This is a genomic window from Holdemania massiliensis (assembly GCF_022440805.1).
In the GTDB taxonomy this organism is placed as follows: Bacteria; Bacillota_I; Bacilli_A; order Erysipelotrichales; family Erysipelotrichaceae; genus Holdemania; species Holdemania massiliensis_A.
This window is the reverse complement of the sequence record NZ_JAKNTK010000001.1, coordinates 663,351-681,542: the sequence shown is the minus strand read 5'-3', so window position 1 is coordinate 681,542 and position 18,192 is coordinate 663,351. Positions and strand designations below refer to the sequence as shown.

General features: G+C 47.5%; 17 protein-coding genes. 1 reads left to right on the top strand and 16 read right to left on the bottom strand.

Annotation, left to right across the window (positions count from 1 at the left end):
- Positions 1-37: 37 nt before the first annotated feature.
- Positions 38-238 carry a DUF1146 family protein gene (locus MCG46_RS03115; RefSeq protein ID WP_020225012.1) on the bottom strand — a complete coding sequence of 67 codons (201 nt, stop codon included), beginning with the start codon at positions 236-238 and terminating at the stop codon, positions 38-40.
- A 204-nt stretch (positions 239-442) separates the two neighbouring features.
- Here MCG46_RS03115 and MCG46_RS03110 point away from each other — a divergent pair, with 204 nt between their 5' ends.
- Complete coding sequence (locus MCG46_RS03110) at positions 443-928, top strand: hypothetical protein (RefSeq protein ID WP_240277572.1); 486 nt, start codon at positions 443-445, stop codon at positions 926-928.
- Between the two features lie 87 nt (positions 929-1,015).
- Here the strand turns inward: MCG46_RS03110 and MCG46_RS03105 are convergent, their stop codons facing one another.
- From MCG46_RS03105 to atpA, 15 genes are all read right to left on the bottom strand, one after another.
- Positions 1,016-2,497, bottom strand: a complete 1,482-nt coding sequence (locus MCG46_RS03105; protein ID WP_240277570.1) for a M56 family metallopeptidase — start codon at positions 2,495-2,497, stop codon at positions 1,016-1,018.
- A 10-nt stretch (positions 2,498-2,507) separates the two neighbouring features.
- Positions 2,508-2,861 (bottom strand): BlaI/MecI/CopY family transcriptional regulator, encoded by a 354-nt coding sequence (locus tag MCG46_RS03100; RefSeq protein WP_240277568.1) that lies wholly within the window; start codon positions 2,859-2,861, stop codon positions 2,508-2,510.
- A gap of 154 nt (positions 2,862-3,015) precedes the next feature.
- Positions 3,016-4,572 carry an FAD-dependent oxidoreductase gene (locus MCG46_RS03095; RefSeq protein WP_240277566.1) on the bottom strand — a complete coding sequence of 519 codons (1,557 nt, stop codon included), beginning with the start codon at positions 4,570-4,572 and terminating at the stop codon, positions 3,016-3,018.
- A 285-nt stretch (positions 4,573-4,857) separates the two neighbouring features.
- Complete coding sequence (locus tag MCG46_RS03090; protein WP_240277565.1) at positions 4,858-5,982, bottom strand: MFS transporter; 1,125 nt, start codon at positions 5,980-5,982, stop codon at positions 4,858-4,860.
- Positions 5,983-7,959, bottom strand: coding sequence for a BglG family transcription antiterminator (locus MCG46_RS03085; RefSeq protein ID WP_240277561.1), 1,977 nt, complete (start codon positions 7,957-7,959; stop codon positions 5,983-5,985). It lies immediately after the preceding gene.
- A gap of 87 nt (positions 7,960-8,046) precedes the next feature.
- A complete protein-coding gene (locus MCG46_RS03080) occupies positions 8,047-9,240 on the bottom strand; it encodes an N-acetylglucosamine-6-phosphate deacetylase (protein ID WP_240277559.1) in 1,194 nt (397 codons plus the stop codon).
- A 1-nt stretch (position 9,241) separates the two neighbouring features.
- Entirely contained in the window at positions 9,242-10,063 is an 822-nt protein-coding gene (locus tag MCG46_RS03075) for a PTS system mannose/fructose/sorbose family transporter subunit IID (protein ID WP_240277557.1), read from the bottom strand.
- Positions 10,063-10,842 carry a PTS mannose/fructose/sorbose/N-acetylgalactosamine transporter subunit IIC gene (locus tag MCG46_RS03070; RefSeq protein ID WP_240277555.1) on the bottom strand — a complete coding sequence of 260 codons (780 nt, stop codon included), beginning with the start codon at positions 10,840-10,842 and terminating at the stop codon, positions 10,063-10,065. The genes MCG46_RS03075 and MCG46_RS03070 overlap by 1 nt, the downstream gene beginning before the upstream one ends.
- Before the next feature lies 1 nt (position 10,843).
- Positions 10,844-11,338, bottom strand: coding sequence for a PTS system mannose/fructose/N-acetylgalactosamine-transporter subunit IIB (locus MCG46_RS03065; RefSeq protein WP_240277553.1), 495 nt, complete (start codon positions 11,336-11,338; stop codon positions 10,844-10,846).
- A gap of 15 nt (positions 11,339-11,353) precedes the next feature.
- Positions 11,354-11,767, bottom strand: a complete 414-nt coding sequence (locus MCG46_RS03060) for a PTS sugar transporter subunit IIA (protein ID WP_240277551.1) — start codon at positions 11,765-11,767, stop codon at positions 11,354-11,356.
- Positions 11,768-12,525: 758 nt separating this feature from the next.
- Entirely contained in the window at positions 12,526-13,806 is a 1,281-nt protein-coding gene (locus MCG46_RS03055; protein ID WP_240277549.1) for an amidohydrolase family protein, read from the bottom strand.
- A 201-nt stretch (positions 13,807-14,007) separates the two neighbouring features.
- The gene (gene atpC / locus MCG46_RS03050) at positions 14,008-14,400 is read right to left on the bottom strand and encodes an ATP synthase F1 subunit epsilon (protein ID WP_240277541.1); all 393 of its coding nucleotides are present in this window, start codon (positions 14,398-14,400) and stop codon (positions 14,008-14,010) included.
- Positions 14,401-14,403: 3 nt separating this feature from the next.
- Positions 14,404-15,807: a F0F1 ATP synthase subunit beta gene (gene atpD / locus MCG46_RS03045; RefSeq protein WP_240277539.1), complete on the bottom strand. Its 1,404-nt coding sequence runs from the start codon at positions 15,805-15,807 to the stop codon at positions 14,404-14,406.
- 14 nt (positions 15,808-15,821) lie between these two features.
- Positions 15,822-16,664, bottom strand: coding sequence for an ATP synthase F1 subunit gamma (gene atpG, locus MCG46_RS03040; protein ID WP_240277537.1), 843 nt, complete (start codon positions 16,662-16,664; stop codon positions 15,822-15,824).
- 3 nt (positions 16,665-16,667) lie between these two features.
- Positions 16,668-18,188 (bottom strand): F0F1 ATP synthase subunit alpha, encoded by a 1,521-nt coding sequence (gene atpA, locus MCG46_RS03035; RefSeq protein ID WP_240277535.1) that lies wholly within the window; start codon positions 18,186-18,188, stop codon positions 16,668-16,670.
- Between the last annotated feature and the right edge of the window lie 4 nt (positions 18,189-18,192).

Genomic DNA, 18,192 nt, shown 5'->3' with positions numbered 1-18,192 from the left:
TCACCTCTAGTGGTGAGTATGTCCATGTCCTTTTTGTTTATACATGAATCTTGATGACGAGATTGAGTAAAAACTGCGCGGATAAAAGCGCGATGCACATCGCGACCAAAAGATAAAGCAGCTGTGCCTGAACAACACGGCCGCTGCGAATCAGTTTTTCATAATTCAGCGCCTGCATGGCATAGAGCGCCAACGCAAAACAGCCTAAGTGCACAGCGACACGAACGATTGCCTCCATAAAGAATCTTCCTTTCTTCTTATCGGGAAAGCCGGAATTCCCTCGTTTTTCTCATGATAGCGATTCTTGACAGATCTGTCAAATTTCTTACGGTTCCTCACTTCCTATTTTCCGCTTTCCGCGCTTCCTTTATAATGAAAACAAGTGAAAGGGCAGCGTGCTGATCTTGGCATTTCTGACCTGAATGATATGAAAGGAGAAATTATGCATAAATATCGTTTATACAATGTCCTGTTTCCCCTCTGGTTTTTCCTCTTCATCCCTTCAACCGGATTTTTTATCCTGACCTTCCTTGGCAATATCATCATTGATACGCTGGTCCTGTTCTTAGGCTGCAGGCTCAATCATCAGGACTTCAAATCAGCCTGGAAAAAATGTTTCCTCTGGATTTTTGGATTTGGCTATCTCTCCGATTTTATCGGCGGTGCTCTGTTGATGTTCATTTCCTTCAGTGTCGGCAGTTCTGTTGCCTATGCGATTCAGTTTAATCCGTACGCTCATCTTCTGGGCTTTCTGATCACCGCTGCGATCACCGTGTTATCCGGCGGCTTAATCTATTTGTTCAATTTAAAAATCAGTTTTCGACGGCTTCCTTGGACATTGTCTGAGAAACGGAAAGCCGCGCTCTTACTGGCAATTCTGACAGCGCCGTATCTGTTTTTATTTCCTTCCATCATCCTTTACCGATAAATAGGGAACATCTTTATTTACTCAATTAATAAGGATAATCCCGGCGCAGTGCTTTCTCGCAGAAGACTGTACCGGGATTTTTTAACCTTATTTCACCACGTATGTTTTCAGCTCTGTGATCCTCCCTAGATCATCCCGAACCACATACACATCCACGTCCCCTTCATCATTCATAAAATAACGTCCCGCCATCGAATCTTCAAAATTCCTGACCGGTTTTCCTTCATAAGTATATCGTTGATTCTGATAGAGGATCGCATGTGCCTGATATTCCTTTAGAAGCTCCGCTTCATCCAAATTCAGATAGGCGTCAATATGGAATGCCTGCACTTCGGCATGGAACTCTTCCGCTAATGCCGCCGCAGCTTTTTGTTTCAGCGCCGCCAGTCCGCTGTCAGGATTTTCTTTCAGCACCTGAATCAGCGCCTGATCTGCCCGGCTGCGGGTTTGCGATGACAGCGAAAGATTAAGATCCCGCCTCAGCTCGGCTTCCAGGATAAACCGGGAATCGGAACTGGAACAGCTGGAGGATAATTCTGCGATAAACGGCGCCTGAGCGGCTGCAGCAGTGAACATCGAAAATAGAGCGATGAAGCCCACACAGGCAACCATCACAATTTTCCGCAATGGCTTATATGCCGCAATCTTGCGCACTCGCCGTTCCACTTCATTGCGGCTGAAAGCACAGTAGTTCCAGGCGAATTTCAGCTGCTTCCGCGACATCTGAATTAATGCCCGGGCGTAACTTTGCCGTTGTTCCAGATTCATTTGCGTCAGCACACTTTCATCACACGCTTCCTCCAGATCACGGCTGATCGCATTGACCATGAGCCAAACCAGCGGATTAAACCAATGGATGCTTAAGGCTGCAACAGCGGCCAGCTTCATCCAATTATCATGCCGGCGGATATGCGTGCATTCATGCTGCAGGATATTCCGCAGAAGATCACTGTCGGTAAAATCCAGCGTTGAAGGCAGGAAGATCAAAGGTCTCCGCAAACCAAAAACTAAGGGTCCCTGAATCCGATCATTGAGATAGACTTCGGCTGTGATCTTTTGTGCGTCCAACACTGAAATGATCCGCGGATCCCCTTCGATCAAAACACTGGCATCAAACTTACGGCGTGTCTGGATAAAGCGCCAAACCAGAAATATCCCCGTTGCCAATACGCCTGTCGTATAAATTGTTTCAATATTCCAATTCAGCTGAAAAGCAGGGGCTTGCATAGCTATCTGTTCTGAAATCTCATTCGTTACTGAGGTCTGCGTCTGCGTTCCTTTCTGAACTGCCGGGGCTTCATCCATGACAACGACATTCGTGCTTTCTGCAATGCCGAACGTTCTGAATTCAGCCCAATTTCCCCATTTCGAGAATGACGTCAGATTCAACGGACTGGATATTGAAAAAGGGATCAGCAGGCGAATTAAAACACAAATCCAAAGCAAAGGAAACAATCGCTGCGGCAGAAACCGCCCGAAACCTTTTTTTAACAGAATGACAATGACGATCATCCCCGCCCCCACCAGACTCATCAGAATCAATGGCATATTCATTTTTACAATCCACATTGTCTGTTCCTCATTTCATTTTCTCGATCAGTTTTAAAAGTTCATCGGCTTTTTCATCACTGAGTCCTTTGGTTTTTAAGAAGGAAGAGAAGAACAGCTCATCGCTGCCACCGAACATTTTGTTGATCAGCTCCTCTGTTTCCTCACGCTGAGCTTCCTCCCGCTGAATCAAGGCCTCACATTGAAAATTAGGCTCCGTCCGCAGCACAGCTCCTTTATCAACGCATTTTTTAATCACCGTATACGTTGTATTCTTATTCCAGCCAATGGTATTTCCTAATTCATCCGCAATTTCTTTGGCCGGCGTTTTTCCGCGCCGCCATAAAACATCCATAATCTTCAGTTCTGAGTCAAATAGTTTCATCTCTGCCTCCTCAAGACTATTACAATAGTCTTTATGACACTTATAGACTACTACAATAGTTTAAAGTTGTCAAGACGATTCCAATAGTCTGTCTATGATTAAAAAACGACGTCTAGAATGCGTCGTTTTTTTACATATTCCCCTGTTCTGATCGTTAGGCTTTTGTCCACTGAACGGCCTTTATTTCTCCCCGCTGTTCAGTAGCGGCTTTGATACCAGCGATTTTGCCAAAAATCATAGCCTGAAGCAAACCATTGCCGGACATATATGCTGCACCATCACCGGAAGAAAAACCTTCTGTACATCCTCCTGCGGCATAAAGGCCTTGAATAACTGAGCCATCTTCACGTAGCGCATGGGTATCCACATCGGTAGCAATTCCTCCCTGTGTATGCCGGATTTCCCCAGTAATCTTAATCGCATAATAAGGACCATCAAAATTAGCTGGAAGCTTCGTCCGATTAAACAGATCCTCACCTTTTTCAATCCCCGCCTGATACTGACTAACCGTCTTGTTCAGTGCGGCTGGATCTACACCAATCGTCGCAGCTAAATCATCAATCGTTTCCGCTTTGAACACAATTCCTTCTTCGTCCCATTTCGCGAAATTTGCACATTTCTCTTTTTGAATATCCGTAAAGCAAAGATAACAGAGATTGTGACTCTGTGCCAGAATATGCGGTGTCAATTCTGAATATCCACCGTATTCATTACAGAAACGATGGCCTTGTTCATTTATAAAAATTCCGCCGTTGTTGGCCAGTCCTTGATCACTGGTCGTATCATTATCAACATTGTGGAAAGCGTATCCTTGATAAGCACCCATACAGGCCAACCTAGCCCCCAGCTGTTCACCCCACAGAATTCCTTCTCCTGTCGCACCGCTGGCTACTACTTTAACTGCGGGCAGAGTCTCCGGACAGTATTTTGCCAGCATTTCATCATTATTGCCAAAACCAGAGGAAGCCAACACTACATTCTTAGCTTCAATCACATATTCTTTGCCATTCTTATCCTTTCCGTAACATCCTGTCACCGTACCCTTTTCCAAAGTCAGTCCATTAACGGAAAATTCCAACTTCGTCGTGATTGTATCCATAGAATTCAACGTATCAATCATCGCTTTAGTCATCCCAACGCCATTTCCTTCAGCATTATGCATTCGATATTCCGACTGTCCATAATATAAAGAATCCATAATCGACCAGTTAACTCCCATTGAGCGAGTCCATTCGACCATATCTTTCGCATTCTCACAAACCGTATAGACTAGTTCTTCACGAACGCTGTAATTATTCGGACGCAGAATATCACGGGCATTGGCTTCTACAGTATCATCCTCAACCCCATAAGCCCTCTGTTCTTCAGTTCCAGTTGCCGGAATCTTCCCTCCGGATAAAATTGTCGCACCACCTAACATTCCCAACTTCTCCATCAACAGTACCTGAGCGCCGTTTTGAGCAGCGGCTATCGCAGCACAAATTCCTGCGCCGCCTCCGCCGATCACAGCTACATCCGTCGTCAATTTTTCCATTGCGGAAAAATCAAGACTGCATAATCCATTTTGACTAGTAGCATTGTAGTTTGATGTTTCAGGAACATCCTCCGGTGTTTTTTCCAATCCTTCCTGCTGGGCACAGCCACCTAAGACGCCCATAACAGCCAAAGAGGCCGTTCCCTTTAAGAAGCTTCTTCTTGAAATTTTAGTCATTCGTTTTCCCTCCGTTTTTGTTATGCCCAGTATATCACTGGGTTTTTATCATGTCAAAACGTTCACATAATAATCACTGTTCTTTCTCATGTCATTGCTGCGACAAGATTCTCAGCTCTCAGAGTGAAGAATTCTGCAGCGGTAAGATTCCTTATCAGCGAATCATCTGTTTCTTCAATACTCTGATTCCCTCTGTCTAACCTATGCAAATCCGTATGAGTTCCATGAATTTATCCTTGAAATCAAGACAAAACTGTTCGATATGAATAATTTTTGATGAAAAATTCAGATTGCTTCAGCTTCTTGTTTACCTGCCAGCAGCAGGGCTGGGATGATTCCAAGGAGCCCTGTGATCATTAACGTTGCATCGTAAGAAAAAACTGTCGTTAAACCGCCAAATACCAAGGGTGCCAACATCATGGAACAGCCGGAATAAATCCCCAAAGCCAATTGCTGACCTGTTGCCCTCAGTGAAGCAGGAACCTGTCGGTCAATCAGAATTTTTGCTGAAATCTGAAGCAGCGGAAAAGTCACCAGCTGAAGTCCGGAAATAAAAACAATCATTTCGGGTGTACTCGCAAAGCTTGTCAAGCCTAACCGCAGACAATACATGGCCAGGGAAAATTGAAGCAGTCTGCGGGCTGACCATCGTTTCAGCAGCCAGCTGCTGATTAAAAACAACGGCAGCTCACACAACGACTGCAGTACCCACTTTATACTGATAAGCTGAGAATTGGCGCCTAAGGCTGTCATTTTATCAATCACGGTCAAAATATCCGCATTGGACATGAAGTGAATCACCCATAAAATCAATATCATTCGCCAGTAGCCTTTCAGCTTCAACAATGCTTTTACATCTGACCATTGAAAATTCTGCTTCGTCTTTAAACCTTTTCCTTCCGGCTGCCGCAGCGCAAAAACCAGGGTTACCGATCCGGCAAGCAGGACAAAGCCGGCAATATCCTGAATCCCCAAGCGAACTGAGATGATTGAAGCACCAATACTTCCCAGAATACTTCCCAAAGCCCCATATCCGCGAATCACGCCGTAGCGCAGATTCCCCGATGGATCTAATTCCAAGGCCCAGCTGTCCAGAATTCCCATATTAACGCGGAAAACAGCGCCAAATAAACCCGCCCAAAGCAAAGGACCCTCATATGAATTCGACGCATACAGACGCCATCCGCAGACCACAAGTCCGATCAGTGTGAAGAGATAGGGTTTGCGCAGGGTCTTCCAACGATCACAAAGAAAACCAGAGAGAATCTGTCCGATCATGGCTGCCAAAGCGGAAGCCGCAAACATCCAGCTGCGCTGAACCTGCGAAAATCCCAGCGATGTCAGCCAGGGAATCATCAAGGTGTAGGGCAGAAAATAACTGAAATAACTGAGAAAAAACAAGCCTTTCATTTATCTGTTCTCCCCGTCCGGCAAGCGCTGTCCCTGTGTCAAAACGGTATAGAAATCCGGTGGATCTGCAGTAAACAATCGTGTGATCAGCTCCCGATCCTGAATCAGACGGCGCGTCACTTCTTCTGCGGTCTTGATCTTTGTCAGATTTGACTGACAATCCACCACAAACAGGAAACAATATTCCAGCCGTTTATCCTCAATCCAGCAGCATTTATCAAAATGGATCAAATGATTCTGAACCTGATCAGAAAATAAAATGATCGTCATCACGCCATTGCGGCAGATCCAGTTCCAGCTGCAGCGGTTTTCCTGCAGCTCCTTTAATAAGATTCCGCCCGTTTTCTCATTTAAAAGCTGCATCAGACCTGCTTCATTCAACCCGCCGGCTTCCTGACTCAGCTCTTTCACGGAGAAGGGTGCAAAGGGACAGGCAATCTGCGTTAAAGGCTGAATCAGCTGATGATATATCCTTTGATCGTCTTCATCTGTCAGAAAATAATCGACGCGCAGGATTGGAATTTTTCCTTCCAATCGAAAGGGGACTGTATTGTCAAAACTGATCAGGCAGTCGTATTGCTTCATCGCAGTATCTTCCATATCCTGAAACGGTTTTAAAATATCAATCTGTTCAATTTTGCTGCCATACCGGCCAAACAGTTCCTGGCGTAATGATTCGCCGACAAAGCGATTTAAAATCGGATTGATCAGCAGCTTCAGCCGCCGACCCGGATCTTCAGTTTGCTTCAGCGTATTATAAATAAACAGAATCAATACGCAATACGATTCTTCGCCCAGATCTTCATGAAAAAACTCCCTGAACACTTGATTGATCAAAGAAACGACCGCACTGCAAAACGGTGTCAGCTTTACAATACTGGTAATCCGGCTGATCGTATGCTTTTCCCGAATTCCAAACTGCATGGCAATGGTAATCGGAAGCAGCACTTTCGTCAGCTTCTGACTAAAATCAGGGATTTTCATTAAATCCAAATGATGTTCATACAAGCGCCGGCTGACTTCATTAACGCATTTCTGTGTTGTTTCATAGAAAATACCGTAATCCCAGAACTTGCAGTTATTTTCATACAAGTCAATATTGCAGAGGAAAAACAGCGTCAAAAACAAAACCTCATTTTCATCCCAGACACAGCCTTCAAAAACCTCCATCGCTTCCAAGGCCCGGCATAAATCAACGATCATTTCATATTCTTTCGGAATCCTCAAGCAGGTGGCTTCCTCCGCTGTAAACTCCAGCGTGTGATGAGCTCGAATCCGACGGGCGGCAATGATGATCATGATTGTCATTTTCTGACAGGCTGCGTCACTGATTACATAGTCATATTTCTTTAAATAGTTAATCAGAGTATTTAAAATCTTCATGCGATGAGTCTTCTCTAAATCGGACGGCAGCTCCTGTTCTCCAAACAGATCGAACCATTTTACTTTATAATAAAAATAGGTCAGAGAATCCATTAAACAATACCGGAACTCAATCTCCCCGCCAACGATTGTCAGTCCATAATACGGACGGCTGCGCAGCTCCAAATGATAAGCCTTCAATATTTTTCTGACTTCCTTCAGTTCCTTGGAAATCGCCGCGGGAGTTAATCCCACTTGCTGAGCCAAAGTCTCTAATTTTACTGAACCTTCGTTTTCCATCAGTTTTCGCAGCAGCAAATTGACTCTTTCCTTAAAATTCTCCCGCAGATCATAGATGTCATAGAAGCGATATTGAAACTGCGCGATCAATTCTTCGCTTTTTTCCGGATTCTGCGTCAGATAACGATAGCCGCGGCCCTTACGAAACTCGATTTTCATAGACAGGGAGCGGATCGTATCGTTGATCATTCCGATGTCGCTGCGAATCGTTTTGGTGCTCACCTGAAAGCGCTGGCTTAAAACATCCGCGTGAATAAATTCGACATGTGTCATCAACTCATACAGCAGCGACAACTGTCGGTGATTGGCAATCATATTCTCCCTCCTTTCTTCATCAAGTCAAATCGACATCAAGGCAAAAGGAATCGGCAGGGCTTTGGGGAAGACACCTGCCGATCTTTTCTATTTCCGGATGCTGCCTAATTCGGGGTTGAAAATCCGTTCCTCCTTTGCAGCGTCATAGACGCATTTTCCGCCGACAAAGGTAGCTCTGGCCTGATAATCCTCACTGATGACGACAAAATCAGCATCTTTGCCGAAGGCAATTGAACCCTTCTTCGCATCAAAACCATAAATCCGGGCTGGATTCAGTGAGGCCATTCGAATAACCTGTTCCAGCGGCAATCCGAGTTTTTCCACAAGATTTCCCATTCCAAACAGGACGGATTTGCTGCTCCCGCACAGCCGACCGTCGGCATCTTTTAAATATCCCTGTTCATCGACGGTGATCGGCAATGGCCAGAAACTGTCATAGACCCCAGGTTTTAATCCCGCTAGTTCACTGGAATCTGAAATCATCATAAACCGGGAACTGTCTTTGATTTTTAATAACAAACCAATGAAGTCTAAGGAGACATGCAGGCCGTCGCAGATCAATTCGCAATCTACCTGATCACTCATCAGTAAGGTACCCAAGGCTCCCAGGTCCCGATGATGCAGCCCGGTCATAACATTGGATAAATGTGTGGCTACTGTAATCCCCTGGGCAATCGCCTGCTTTGTTCCCTCACTCTTCAGGTCGCTGTGAGCGAAGGCCAGCTTCACGTCATGCTTCAGGAAATACTGCATGGCCTCCTGAATTCCTTCAATCTCCGGCGCCAGTGCAACTAACCGAAGTTTCCCGCAGGCATCCGCCACCATTTTGCGCACGACCTCCATATCGACCGGCGGTGAAGGCATTGGACGGCCATTCTCTCCCACGCGGTTCAGATAAGGACCTTCGCTGTGAATTCCCAGAATTTGAGCGCCGATCGGTTTTTCCTCGGCAATCCGCGCCGTATTTTCAATGATCGGCGGTTCACAGGTAGGAAAAACACTGGTTACTCCCTCATATGTCAAAGCTTTCAAATAGCCGCGGATTTCCCGATCAATCGATTCTTTGCTTTGTTCCGGAAGCGGATTCAGCGCATAGCCGTAAGTGCCGTGATTATGCGTATCAAAAATGCCGGGAATGATCCGCTGATCACCAAAATCCAGGACTTCGCTAACGTGGGTTTGAGGAGCGAGAAAGCCGGCAAAACGACCTTGATCAAGAACCAGAATGCCGTCGCGGACTCCATCCTCAAAATAAATTCTTGAACTCTTGATATATTTCATCTTAGAAAACCCCCAGGAAACTGCCGAGGATGGCCGCTGCTAAAACAATCAGAATGATCGTCACCGGCTTCATTTTCTTTTTCAGCATTGCGAATATCAGAAACAACAAGCCTAATTTCAAAATTCCCGGCATGATTGCATCAAGGATTTCCTGAACTGCCAACGTTGCGCCGTTAATATTTAAAACTAAAGGGGTTGTGACGGAGACCATTTGGGAAACGAGCGCGCCGACCATCATCAAACCCATGACGGAAGCCGCCTGCGTGATCATATTCATCGTTCCGGATTGGAAAGCACTGCCGATGGCATTGACACCCAGACGATACCCCAGATCGACTAGATAATATTTCAGCAGCAGAAACGAACCGCCGTAAATCAGAATGAATAATAGAATTCCGGCCGGATTAGCCTGAGCGCAGAGTGAAATCGCAATCCCGGAAGCAATGACGCGGATCGTGTTGAAGAATAAGGAATCACCAATTCCAGCTAATGGTCCCATCAGAGAAGTTTTGATATTTGTAATCATAGCCGGATCCATCGCTTCTGGATTCGCTGACCGTTCTTTCTCCATTGCATAGGAAATTCCCAAGCACAATCCCATCGTACAGGCATGGGTATTGAAAAATTCACCATTGCGGACAATTGCTTCCCGTCGCAGTTCTTCCTGTCCTTGATAGACATCATCCAAAATCGGGAACATGCAATAGTTGTAGCATTGTCCTTCCATTTTGACCATATTGAAGGAAGCAAAGACGGTGCCGGAGCGCCAGAACAGCGTCCATAGATGTTTCTTTTCCTGAGCTGTCAGTTCGCTGTGTTTCATCAGAACAGATCCTCCTTCCCACTGGAAGCCAGCCGATCTTCCATCTGTTTCATTTTTCGATCCCGGCTAAAGCCGACGACAGCCACGGCTAAGGCTAAAATCGCGATTGCGATGATCGGCAGCTGCAGAAACTCAGCCAGTACAAAACCGACGAAGAAAAAGACCGCAAGTTCCTTAGACCAGATCATTGTCGTTAAAATCGCAAACCCAACAGCGACCAGCATTCCGCCCGCAACATTTAAGCCGTTAAGCAGAAAGTCCGGCATGCCGCTAAGAACAAATTCCATTTTGTCCATGCCGAAGGCCATGGCCATGAAAATCAACGTGGTATGAATCGTATAATCTACACAGAAAAGTGTCGCGATGTGGAGAATGGAATACTTCCGCGTTTCCCCTTTTTCCGCCAGTTTATCAAACACCCCTGACAAAGCTCCGGTTATCGGCGTTACCATACTGTCGACACGGGCCATGACGGCGCCGATCGGTAAGGCGATGGTTAAAGCCGTTTCCGGCGAAACATGGGTCAGAATTGCAAAGGCGATGGCGACGACCGAACTGGAAGCGGGATCCGCCGGAGTCACACCGCCGATCCAGGACATGCCGACATAGATAGCCTCTAATGAAGCGCCCATCGTAATCCCGGTTTTAAAGTCCCCCAAGACCAGCCCCACCATCGGTCCCAGCACAATCGGCCGAACCAGAACCTGCCAGCCTAACAGGCAGTCCATCATGTTAAAAGCATAGTAAACCAAAGCTGCCAACAAAGCTCCCTGTACCATATTATCCTCTCTTTTCTAGGCATTCCTGAAGCGGAACTGCCGGATCTGACGTGACCATCTGAATGTCGCAGGCGATCCCCATCGCCATAATTTCTTTCATTTTTGCGATTTCCTCTTCATTCAGATAGACGCTGCTGCGAAGGGTCTGGCGATGCTGCTGTTCGCGGTTCAGGCGGCCGTAATTGCCTAAGTTCACGCGCGGGATTCCCGGAACCTGAGTGACAATCTGTGCTGCATCCTGAGGACTGCTGACAATCACCAGAACCTGATACTGCGCCATCTGCGGGTTGTTGAGAACCTCTACCGCACCGCGGACCGTTTTGATTCCAACTTTAATTCCTGTCGGCGCTGCCATGCGCAGCGTCATTTCAACCACCGAATTGGTAGCGGCCATGTCATTGCCGACAATGATCGCATTGACGCCCAGATAACGGGACCAGTCAACGACGATCTGGCCATGAATCAGCCGTTCGTCAATTCTCAGCATTTTAATCATGTTGGGCCACCTCTCTTAAAAATCAGAAGACATCTGAAACAGATCATTCACCAATATGACGTCCTTACGGCTTGCTTCCGCCAGACTGCGCAGCTCATCCTCGGTGAACACGGTTTCAGAAGATGCTTCTGTCAGCCGAAGAATTAAGCTTAAATTAAAACCGGCAAGAATTTTAACCTGATCCAGCTTTCCTGCAAAATGGACTGCCAGAGCCTGCGCCACACTTCCATAATGAAGATCTACGGCGAAAATCCACTGCTGCTGCGGATCAAGCTTGCGGCATAACTGCTCGATTTTTTCCTCAACCGACAGGTTATCATCATAGGCCTCCAAAATGAACAAATGCTTTTTCTTCCCTGTCAGAAGCTCAACAGCATCCGCTGTGCCGCCTGCCATTTTTCCATGAGTTGCAATAATCAGTTCAGCCATCTTTGATTCTCCTTTCTGATTTCATTATAGAAAGAACCCCAGACAACTTCCATGAACCAAGTTTCCCTTTTAACTGGAAGTTTTTTCCTTGTTTAAAATATTACTTTCCCTTTTAAAAGTGGGTTTCAAGACAGATCTGGAGCATCATCTGAATTTCCAGGCTTTTATGGGACAGATCTGCTTCCATATTCCATAAGCAGATCGATTTGCCTCAATGAACTGCAATCACTTCCCGTTCTATTTTTCCATTTTAACTGAACGTTTTTCAGTGTTTTTAACCAGCATACTGACCTGCAACAAAAAAAGAGCTGCTATTAACAGCCCTCTTGAAACCCTTGCTTAATCCAAAATCAACTTATCCTTTTGCGGATTTATCCTGCTCCATCAAACGAAGTAAACGATTGAACAAGACTTTCATTCCCAATTATAAACTAAAACAAACGCAATAGTTAAATGAAACCTCATTGAACCTAAAGTCAAACAGACCTGTCCAAAAGCCAATCAACGACATTGATCACTTTTATTCCATTGTAATTTCCCATTGAAAAGCGATCCAGCGTCAATACTATTTTCTCATAATTATCCGGAATCTTTTATTAAAATTTATTAATTTCGATCAATTTAAGAATATTTCTACAAGTATCCTAGTCATTGAGTAATCATCAAATCCAGAATGAAATGATTTCCTTTTACGAAGCAAAAGAAAATCCAATTATCCAACTGCGATCACAGTTATGCTAATTGGATTTTAACGTCTGTTAAAGAAACTGATCCAGAGCCTGCTCGACTTCCGGCATTTTTTTCACCCTTGGATTCTCAATGCGTTTACCACGGGCAACGACCATCCGGATGTTCCGCAGAGCTTTAAGATCCTCTAATGGATTCTTTTCTGTAACAATGAAGTCCGCGCATTTTCCGACTTCGATCGATCCGGTTTCCTTGTCGATTCCCACCAGTTCAGCGTTGCGCTTCGTCGCTGTATACAATGCAAATTGGTTGGACACCCCGCAGAATTTATGGAAGTAATTGACTTCCCGCCACATATCGTAATGCGTGATATAAGGACAACCGGTATCGGTGCCTAATCCAACCGGCACGCCACTAGCCAAACAGGCCTTAGCGCATTCAACAATTCCGTCAAAGACAACCTTGCCGTTGTATTGTTCCATCTCTGAAACATGGCTGACAGTCCGATCAAACAAAGCATAAGGTAAAGCGGGTGAGAGCGTAGCCACCTGACAGGCCTTGCGGTCTTTAAACAGCTGGATGATCTCCGCTGTCGGCATAGCTCCATGCTCGATCGTATCCACGCCGTTTTCCAAAGCGACCTGAACACCCTGCGGACTTTCCACATGAGCTGCTACCTGCAGGCCTAACGCATGAGCTTCCTCACAGGCTGCTTTGATGATTTCCGGAGACATTTTCAATTCTCCCGGCTCGCCTTTGACTTTGGCATCCAATACTCCGCCGGTAATCATCAATTTAATTAAATCGGGTTTATCTTTGGCAATCTGACGGACATAGTCCCGTGCCTGCTGCGAAGAAGTCGCTTCATACGCTAAAGAACCCGCCATATGGCCTCCCGGTACGGAAATCGCCATGTTTCCTGCAAGAATCCGCGGACCTTCCAATTTTCCCGCACAAATCGCATCGCGGATCTGCGTATCCACATCTTCCACTCCACCGACCGTGCGGATCGTCGTCACTCCACTCATCAGCTGTGTTTTCGCATAGCCTGCGCACATGTTAAACATAATCTTGCGCAGGAAGGAATTGCTTGTCATCAGCCTGACCAGTTTCTTCGGATCGCTCTGTTTTTTCTTCGGCTTGCCATTGGCCGGCAGATGGACATGCAGATTGATCAGCCCAGGCATGATGTACTGACCTTTCAGATCAACGATCTGCGCCTCTTGATATTCACTTTGAAGCGGTTCAATCGCCGTAATCGTTTCTCCCTCCGTCACGATCGCCAGGCCTTTGCGCGGTTCCATCGTTTCTGTACCGTCCAACACGATTCCGTTTATATAAACTGTTTTCATAAGTCACCCTTCCCTTTTCTATCATTATAAGAGTTTATTTTTTAGAAGAAAACTGTTTATGTGGAATTAGGTCAAGATTTGTTGATTTTTCAACAATTTCTCTTGAAAGCCTATCATTTTCACAGAAGTGCTTATTCTTTTCCGGTAACCAGGAAAAGAAAACGACGGCTTCTTTCCAAAGAAAGAAATCGTCGCTTGGTTCTATTTTACATCGCCTTTCACCGAAATTCGGTTCATGGCCTTCTTCAGGGCAACTTCAGCACGGCGGATATCCATATTGGGATCTTCCATCCGAGCTTCAGCCCGCTGTTTGGCCTCCTCTGCCCGGCGCAGATCAATTTCCTCTTTGGACTCAATCGCATCGGTCAGGATCGTTGCCAGATCATTTTCAAAATATAACAGACCGCCGGCGACAGCGTATTCCCTGCGGCCGTCGCTTTCTTCCGTAATCATGCGGGAGATGGCCAGCGGTGTGACCAGCGGTACATGACGGGATAAGATTCCCAGCTGACCGACAGTGCTGACCACATTCAGGATGGTGGTATCCAGTTCCTTCGCCAGTCCTTCCGGCGTCACCACGCGGCAGTGGATCATACGCTACTGCCCCAGCTGACGGGCTTTCTCCGCCGCTTCTTCAATCGTACCGACGAACATAAAGGCTTGTTCCGGCAGATCATCATATTTACCAGCCAACAGTTCCTTGAAACTGCGCACAGTTTCCGCTAAAGGAACGTAAGTTCCCTTATAGCCGGAGAACTGTTCGGCAACATGGAACGGCTGCGACAGGAAGTTTCGTGCCCGGCGTGCCCGGTTTACGATTTTTTTGTCTTCATCTGACAATTCATCCATACCCAAAATCGCGATGATGTCCTGCAGCTCTTTATAGCGCTGCAGTAACTGCTGGACGCCGCGGGCGACTTCGTAATGTTCTTCACCCACGATTAACGGATCCAGCATCCGTGAACTGGATTCCAGCGGATCAACCGCCGGATAAATACCCAATGCCGCGATCGAACGATCCAGAACGGTCTTGGCATCCAGATGCGAGAACGTCGTCGCCGGAGCCGGGTCTGTCAAGTCATCCGCCGGAACGTAAATCGCCTGAACGGAAGTAATCGAACCCCGCTTCGTAGAAGTGATCCGTTCCTGCAGCTGTCCCATTTCTGTCGCCAATGTTGGCTGATAACCAACCGCCGACGGCATCCGGCCTAACAGTGCTGAAACTTCTGAACCCGCCTGGGTAAAACGGAAGATATTGTCAATAAACAACAGGACGTCCTGGCCTTCCTGATCGCGGAAGTATTCCGCCATCGTTAAGCCGGACAGCGCCACGCGCATTCTTGCGCCCGGACTTTCGTTCATCTGACCATAGACCAGAACCGTCTTGTCCAAAACGCCGGAATCCTTCATTTCATGGTACATGTCATTGCCTTCACGGGTTCGTTCGCCGACCCCAGCCACAACGGACATGCCACCATGTTCCTTGGCAATGTTGTGAATCAGTTCCTGCATCAAGACGGTTTTGCCGACCCCGGCGCCGCCGAACAGACCGATCTTGCCGCCGCGGGCATACGGGCAAAGCAGGTCGATAACCTTGATGCCGGTCTCCAGAATTTCCGCAGACGTCAGCTGTTCCTCAAAGGAAGGCGCAGCGCGGTGAATCGGCAGTTTCTTGTTCGGTTCCGGCAATCCGCCCAAACCATCAATCTCATCGCCCAGGACATTGAACATCCGGCCCAGCACCTGCTGACCTACCGGCACGCTGATCGGCGCTTCGGTATCTAGACATTCCATGCCGCGGACCAGTCCGTCCGTCGAAGCCATCGCGATGCAGCGAACAACGTCATCGCCGATATGCTGGGCGACTTCAACGGTAATCCGCTGACCTTCGCCCTTATCCACAACAATCGCGTTGTTTAAAGCCGGCAGATTCCCGGCGGCATACCGAATATCGACAACCGGTCCGATGACCTGTACGATTTTTCCAATATTATTAGCCATAAACTCTCCTTTCGCTACGAGGCGTCGGCCCCGGCGACAATTTCTGTGATTTCCTGTGTGATCGCCGCCTGACGCGCCTGGTTATACTGCAGTGTCAGCTTATCGATCAGCTCGTCGGCATTGTCCGTCGCACTTTCCATCGCAACCCGGCGAGAACCCTGTTCCGCCGTTTTCGTCTGCATGTGCGTGCTGTAAAGCAAAGAACGGACATACATCGGAATCAGGGATTTTAGGATTTCATCCGGACCTGGTTCAAATAAGGTTTCCACCTTAAACTCCCGGCCTTCCCGCTCCATCGGACTGACCGGTAGCAGCGTCAAAAGCTGCGGGGTAAAGGTTACCGCATTGACAAACTGGCAATAAAGAATCTGAATCTTTCCGATTTCACCGTCAACATACAGATTCAGCGCTTCATCCGCCAAATCATTGAACACATAGAAATCCACATGATCGGACCCCATCGGCTCATGGATCAGATTGAATCCTTTCTGCCGCAGCGTGCTGGTGCCCTTGGTGCCAATCACAATCATCGGATCCTGCGGATCCAGGACTTCCTGAGCCATCCGCAGCAGGTTGGCGTTATACGCTCCGCACAGCCCCATATCCGAGGTAAACATAAACGTTAAGGTGCGGGGTGATTGATTTTTCTTTAAATAGACGCAGTCACTTTCCGGATTGTTCGCCAGAATCTGACTGACCATCTGACGCAGCGTATCCGCATATTCCCGGTTTTTTTCCATCTGAATGCGCTGCTTCTGCAGCTTGGCATTGGCGATCAGCTCCATCGCACTGGTTATTTTCCGGGTGGCGCTGACGGAACGAATGCGTCCCTTTAACGCTTGCTTTCCCTGCGCCATGCACTACATCCCGCTGATCAGCTGAAACTGCTGCAGATATTCGTCCATCGCCTGCTTCAGCGCCGCTTCCAAATCCGCATCCAGTTTCTTCTCTGCGTCAATCCGTTCGATCAGATCGGCTTTGTCCTGTGCAAAGAATTTATGCATGCCTTCTTCAAAGTTCTTGATCTGTTCGACCGGTACGTTCTTCAGATAACCGTTCTTGGCGGCAAACAGTGATAAAACCTGTTCGCTCATCGTTAACGGCGAATACTGTCCCTGCTTTAACAATTCAGTCAGCCGAGCGCCGTGATCAATCGTCGCCTTGGTCACCGGATCCAAATCGGAGCCAAACTGCGAGAAGCTGAGCATTTCATGATACTGTGCCAGATCCAGCTTCAACGAACCGGAAACCTGCTTCATGGCCTTGGTCTGCGCAGCGCTGCCGACACGGGATACGGACAAGCCGCTGTCCACCGCCGGCCGAACACCGGCATTAAACAGTTCGGTCTGCAAGAAGATCTGGCCGTCCGTAATCGAAATGACATTGGTCGGAATGTAGGCCGAAATATCGCCGGCCTGGGTTTCAATGATCGGCAGTGCGGTCAAAGAACCGCCGCCCAGTTCATCATTCAGCTTTGCCGCCCGTTCCAGAAGCCGGGAATGCAGATAGAAAACATCGCCCGGATAGGCTTCGCGTCCCGGTGGTCTTCTTAATAACAGCGACATGGTACGGTAAGCAACCGCATGCTTGGAAAGGTCATCATAGATGATCAGCACGTCTTTGCCCTGTTCCATCCATTCCTCACCGATCGCGCAGCCGGCATATGGCGCCAGATACTGCAGCGGAGCCATTTCACTGGCCGTTGCTGCAACAATCGTCGTATATCCCATCGCATCATGCTGCCGGAGCTTTTCGACAATCTGAGCGACGGTGCTGGTCTTCTGTCCAATCGCAACATAAATACAGTACACATCCTGACCCTTCTGGTTCAGAATCGTGTCGATCGCAATCGCGGTTTTGCCGGTCTGGCGGTCACCGATAATCAGCTCACGCTGGCCTTTGCCGATCGGAATCATCGAGTCGATAATTTTTAATCCGGTCATTAACGGCTGATGCACGCTCTTACGCGTCATGACACCCGGCGCTACCCGTTCAACCGGACGGGTTCTGTCACAGACAATCGGGCCCTTGCCGTCAATCGGCTGACCTAAGGCGTTGACCACTCGTCCTAACATTCCGTCGCCAACCGGAACTTCGACAATCCGGCCGGTGCGTTTGACTTCATCGCCCTCTTTAATCAGCGTATCATCGCCCAGCAAGACTGCGCCCACATGGTCTTCTTCCAGGTTCAGCACCATGCCGTAGACATCATGCGGAAACAGCAGCAGCTCGGATGACATCGCTTTGTCCAATCCCTGAATTAAGGCGATTCCGTCGCCGACACGAATGACATAGCCGACGTCGTTCGACTGAATTTTATCTTCATAGTGCTTGATCTGTTCTTTGATCAGAGCACTGATTTCTTCAGGTCTTAAACTCATTCTC

What these genes read in the sequence shown, in the direction of transcription:
- MCG46_RS03100 (WP_240277568.1), bottom strand. Translation starts at nt 2,861, where the DNA reads ATGAAACTATTTGACTCAGAACTGAAGATTATGGATGTTTTATGGCGG.
- MCG46_RS03085 (WP_240277561.1), bottom strand. Translation starts at nt 7,959, where the DNA reads ATGATTGCCAATCACCGACAGTTGTCGCTGCTGTATGAGTTGATGACA.
- atpD (WP_240277539.1), bottom strand. Translation starts at nt 15,807, where the DNA reads ATGGCTAATAATATTGGAAAAATCGTACAGGTCATCGGACCGGTTGTC.
- MCG46_RS03080 (WP_240277559.1), bottom strand. Translation starts at nt 9,240, where the DNA reads ATGAAATATATCAAGAGTTCAAGAATTTATTTTGAGGATGGAGTCCGC.
- MCG46_RS03070 (WP_240277555.1), bottom strand. Translation starts at nt 10,842, where the DNA reads ATGGTACAGGGAGCTTTGTTGGCAGCTTTGGTTTACTATGCTTTTAAC.
- atpG (WP_240277537.1), bottom strand. Translation starts at nt 16,664, where the DNA reads ATGGCGCAGGGAAAGCAAGCGTTAAAGGGACGCATTCGTTCCGTCAGC.
- MCG46_RS03090 (WP_240277565.1), bottom strand. Translation starts at nt 5,982, where the DNA reads ATGAAAGGCTTGTTTTTTCTCAGTTATTTCAGTTATTTTCTGCCCTAC.
- MCG46_RS03060 (WP_240277551.1), bottom strand. Translation starts at nt 11,767, where the DNA reads ATGGCTGAACTGATTATTGCAACTCATGGAAAAATGGCAGGCGGCACA.
- MCG46_RS03055 (WP_240277549.1), bottom strand. Translation starts at nt 13,806, where the DNA reads ATGAAAACAGTTTATATAAACGGAATCGTGTTGGACGGTACAGAAACG.
- MCG46_RS03075 (WP_240277557.1), bottom strand. Translation starts at nt 10,063, where the DNA reads ATGAAACACAGCGAACTGACAGCTCAGGAAAAGAAACATCTATGGACG.
- atpA (WP_240277535.1), bottom strand. Translation starts at nt 18,188, where the DNA reads ATGAGTTTAAGACCTGAAGAAATCAGTGCTCTGATCAAAGAACAGATC.
- atpC (WP_240277541.1), bottom strand. Translation starts at nt 14,400, where the DNA reads ATGATCCACTGCCGCGTGGTGACGCCGGAAGGACTGGCGAAGGAACTG.
- MCG46_RS03065 (WP_240277553.1), bottom strand. Translation starts at nt 11,338, where the DNA reads ATGATTAAAATGCTGAGAATTGACGAACGGCTGATTCATGGCCAGATC.
- MCG46_RS03110 (WP_240277572.1), top strand. Translation starts at nt 443, where the DNA reads ATGCATAAATATCGTTTATACAATGTCCTGTTTCCCCTCTGGTTTTTC.
- MCG46_RS03115 (WP_020225012.1), bottom strand. Translation starts at nt 238, where the DNA reads ATGGAGGCAATCGTTCGTGTCGCTGTGCACTTAGGCTGTTTTGCGTTG.
- MCG46_RS03095 (WP_240277566.1), bottom strand. Translation starts at nt 4,572, where the DNA reads ATGACTAAAATTTCAAGAAGAAGCTTCTTAAAGGGAACGGCCTCTTTG.
- MCG46_RS03105 (WP_240277570.1), bottom strand. Translation starts at nt 2,497, where the DNA reads ATGTGGATTGTAAAAATGAATATGCCATTGATTCTGATGAGTCTGGTG.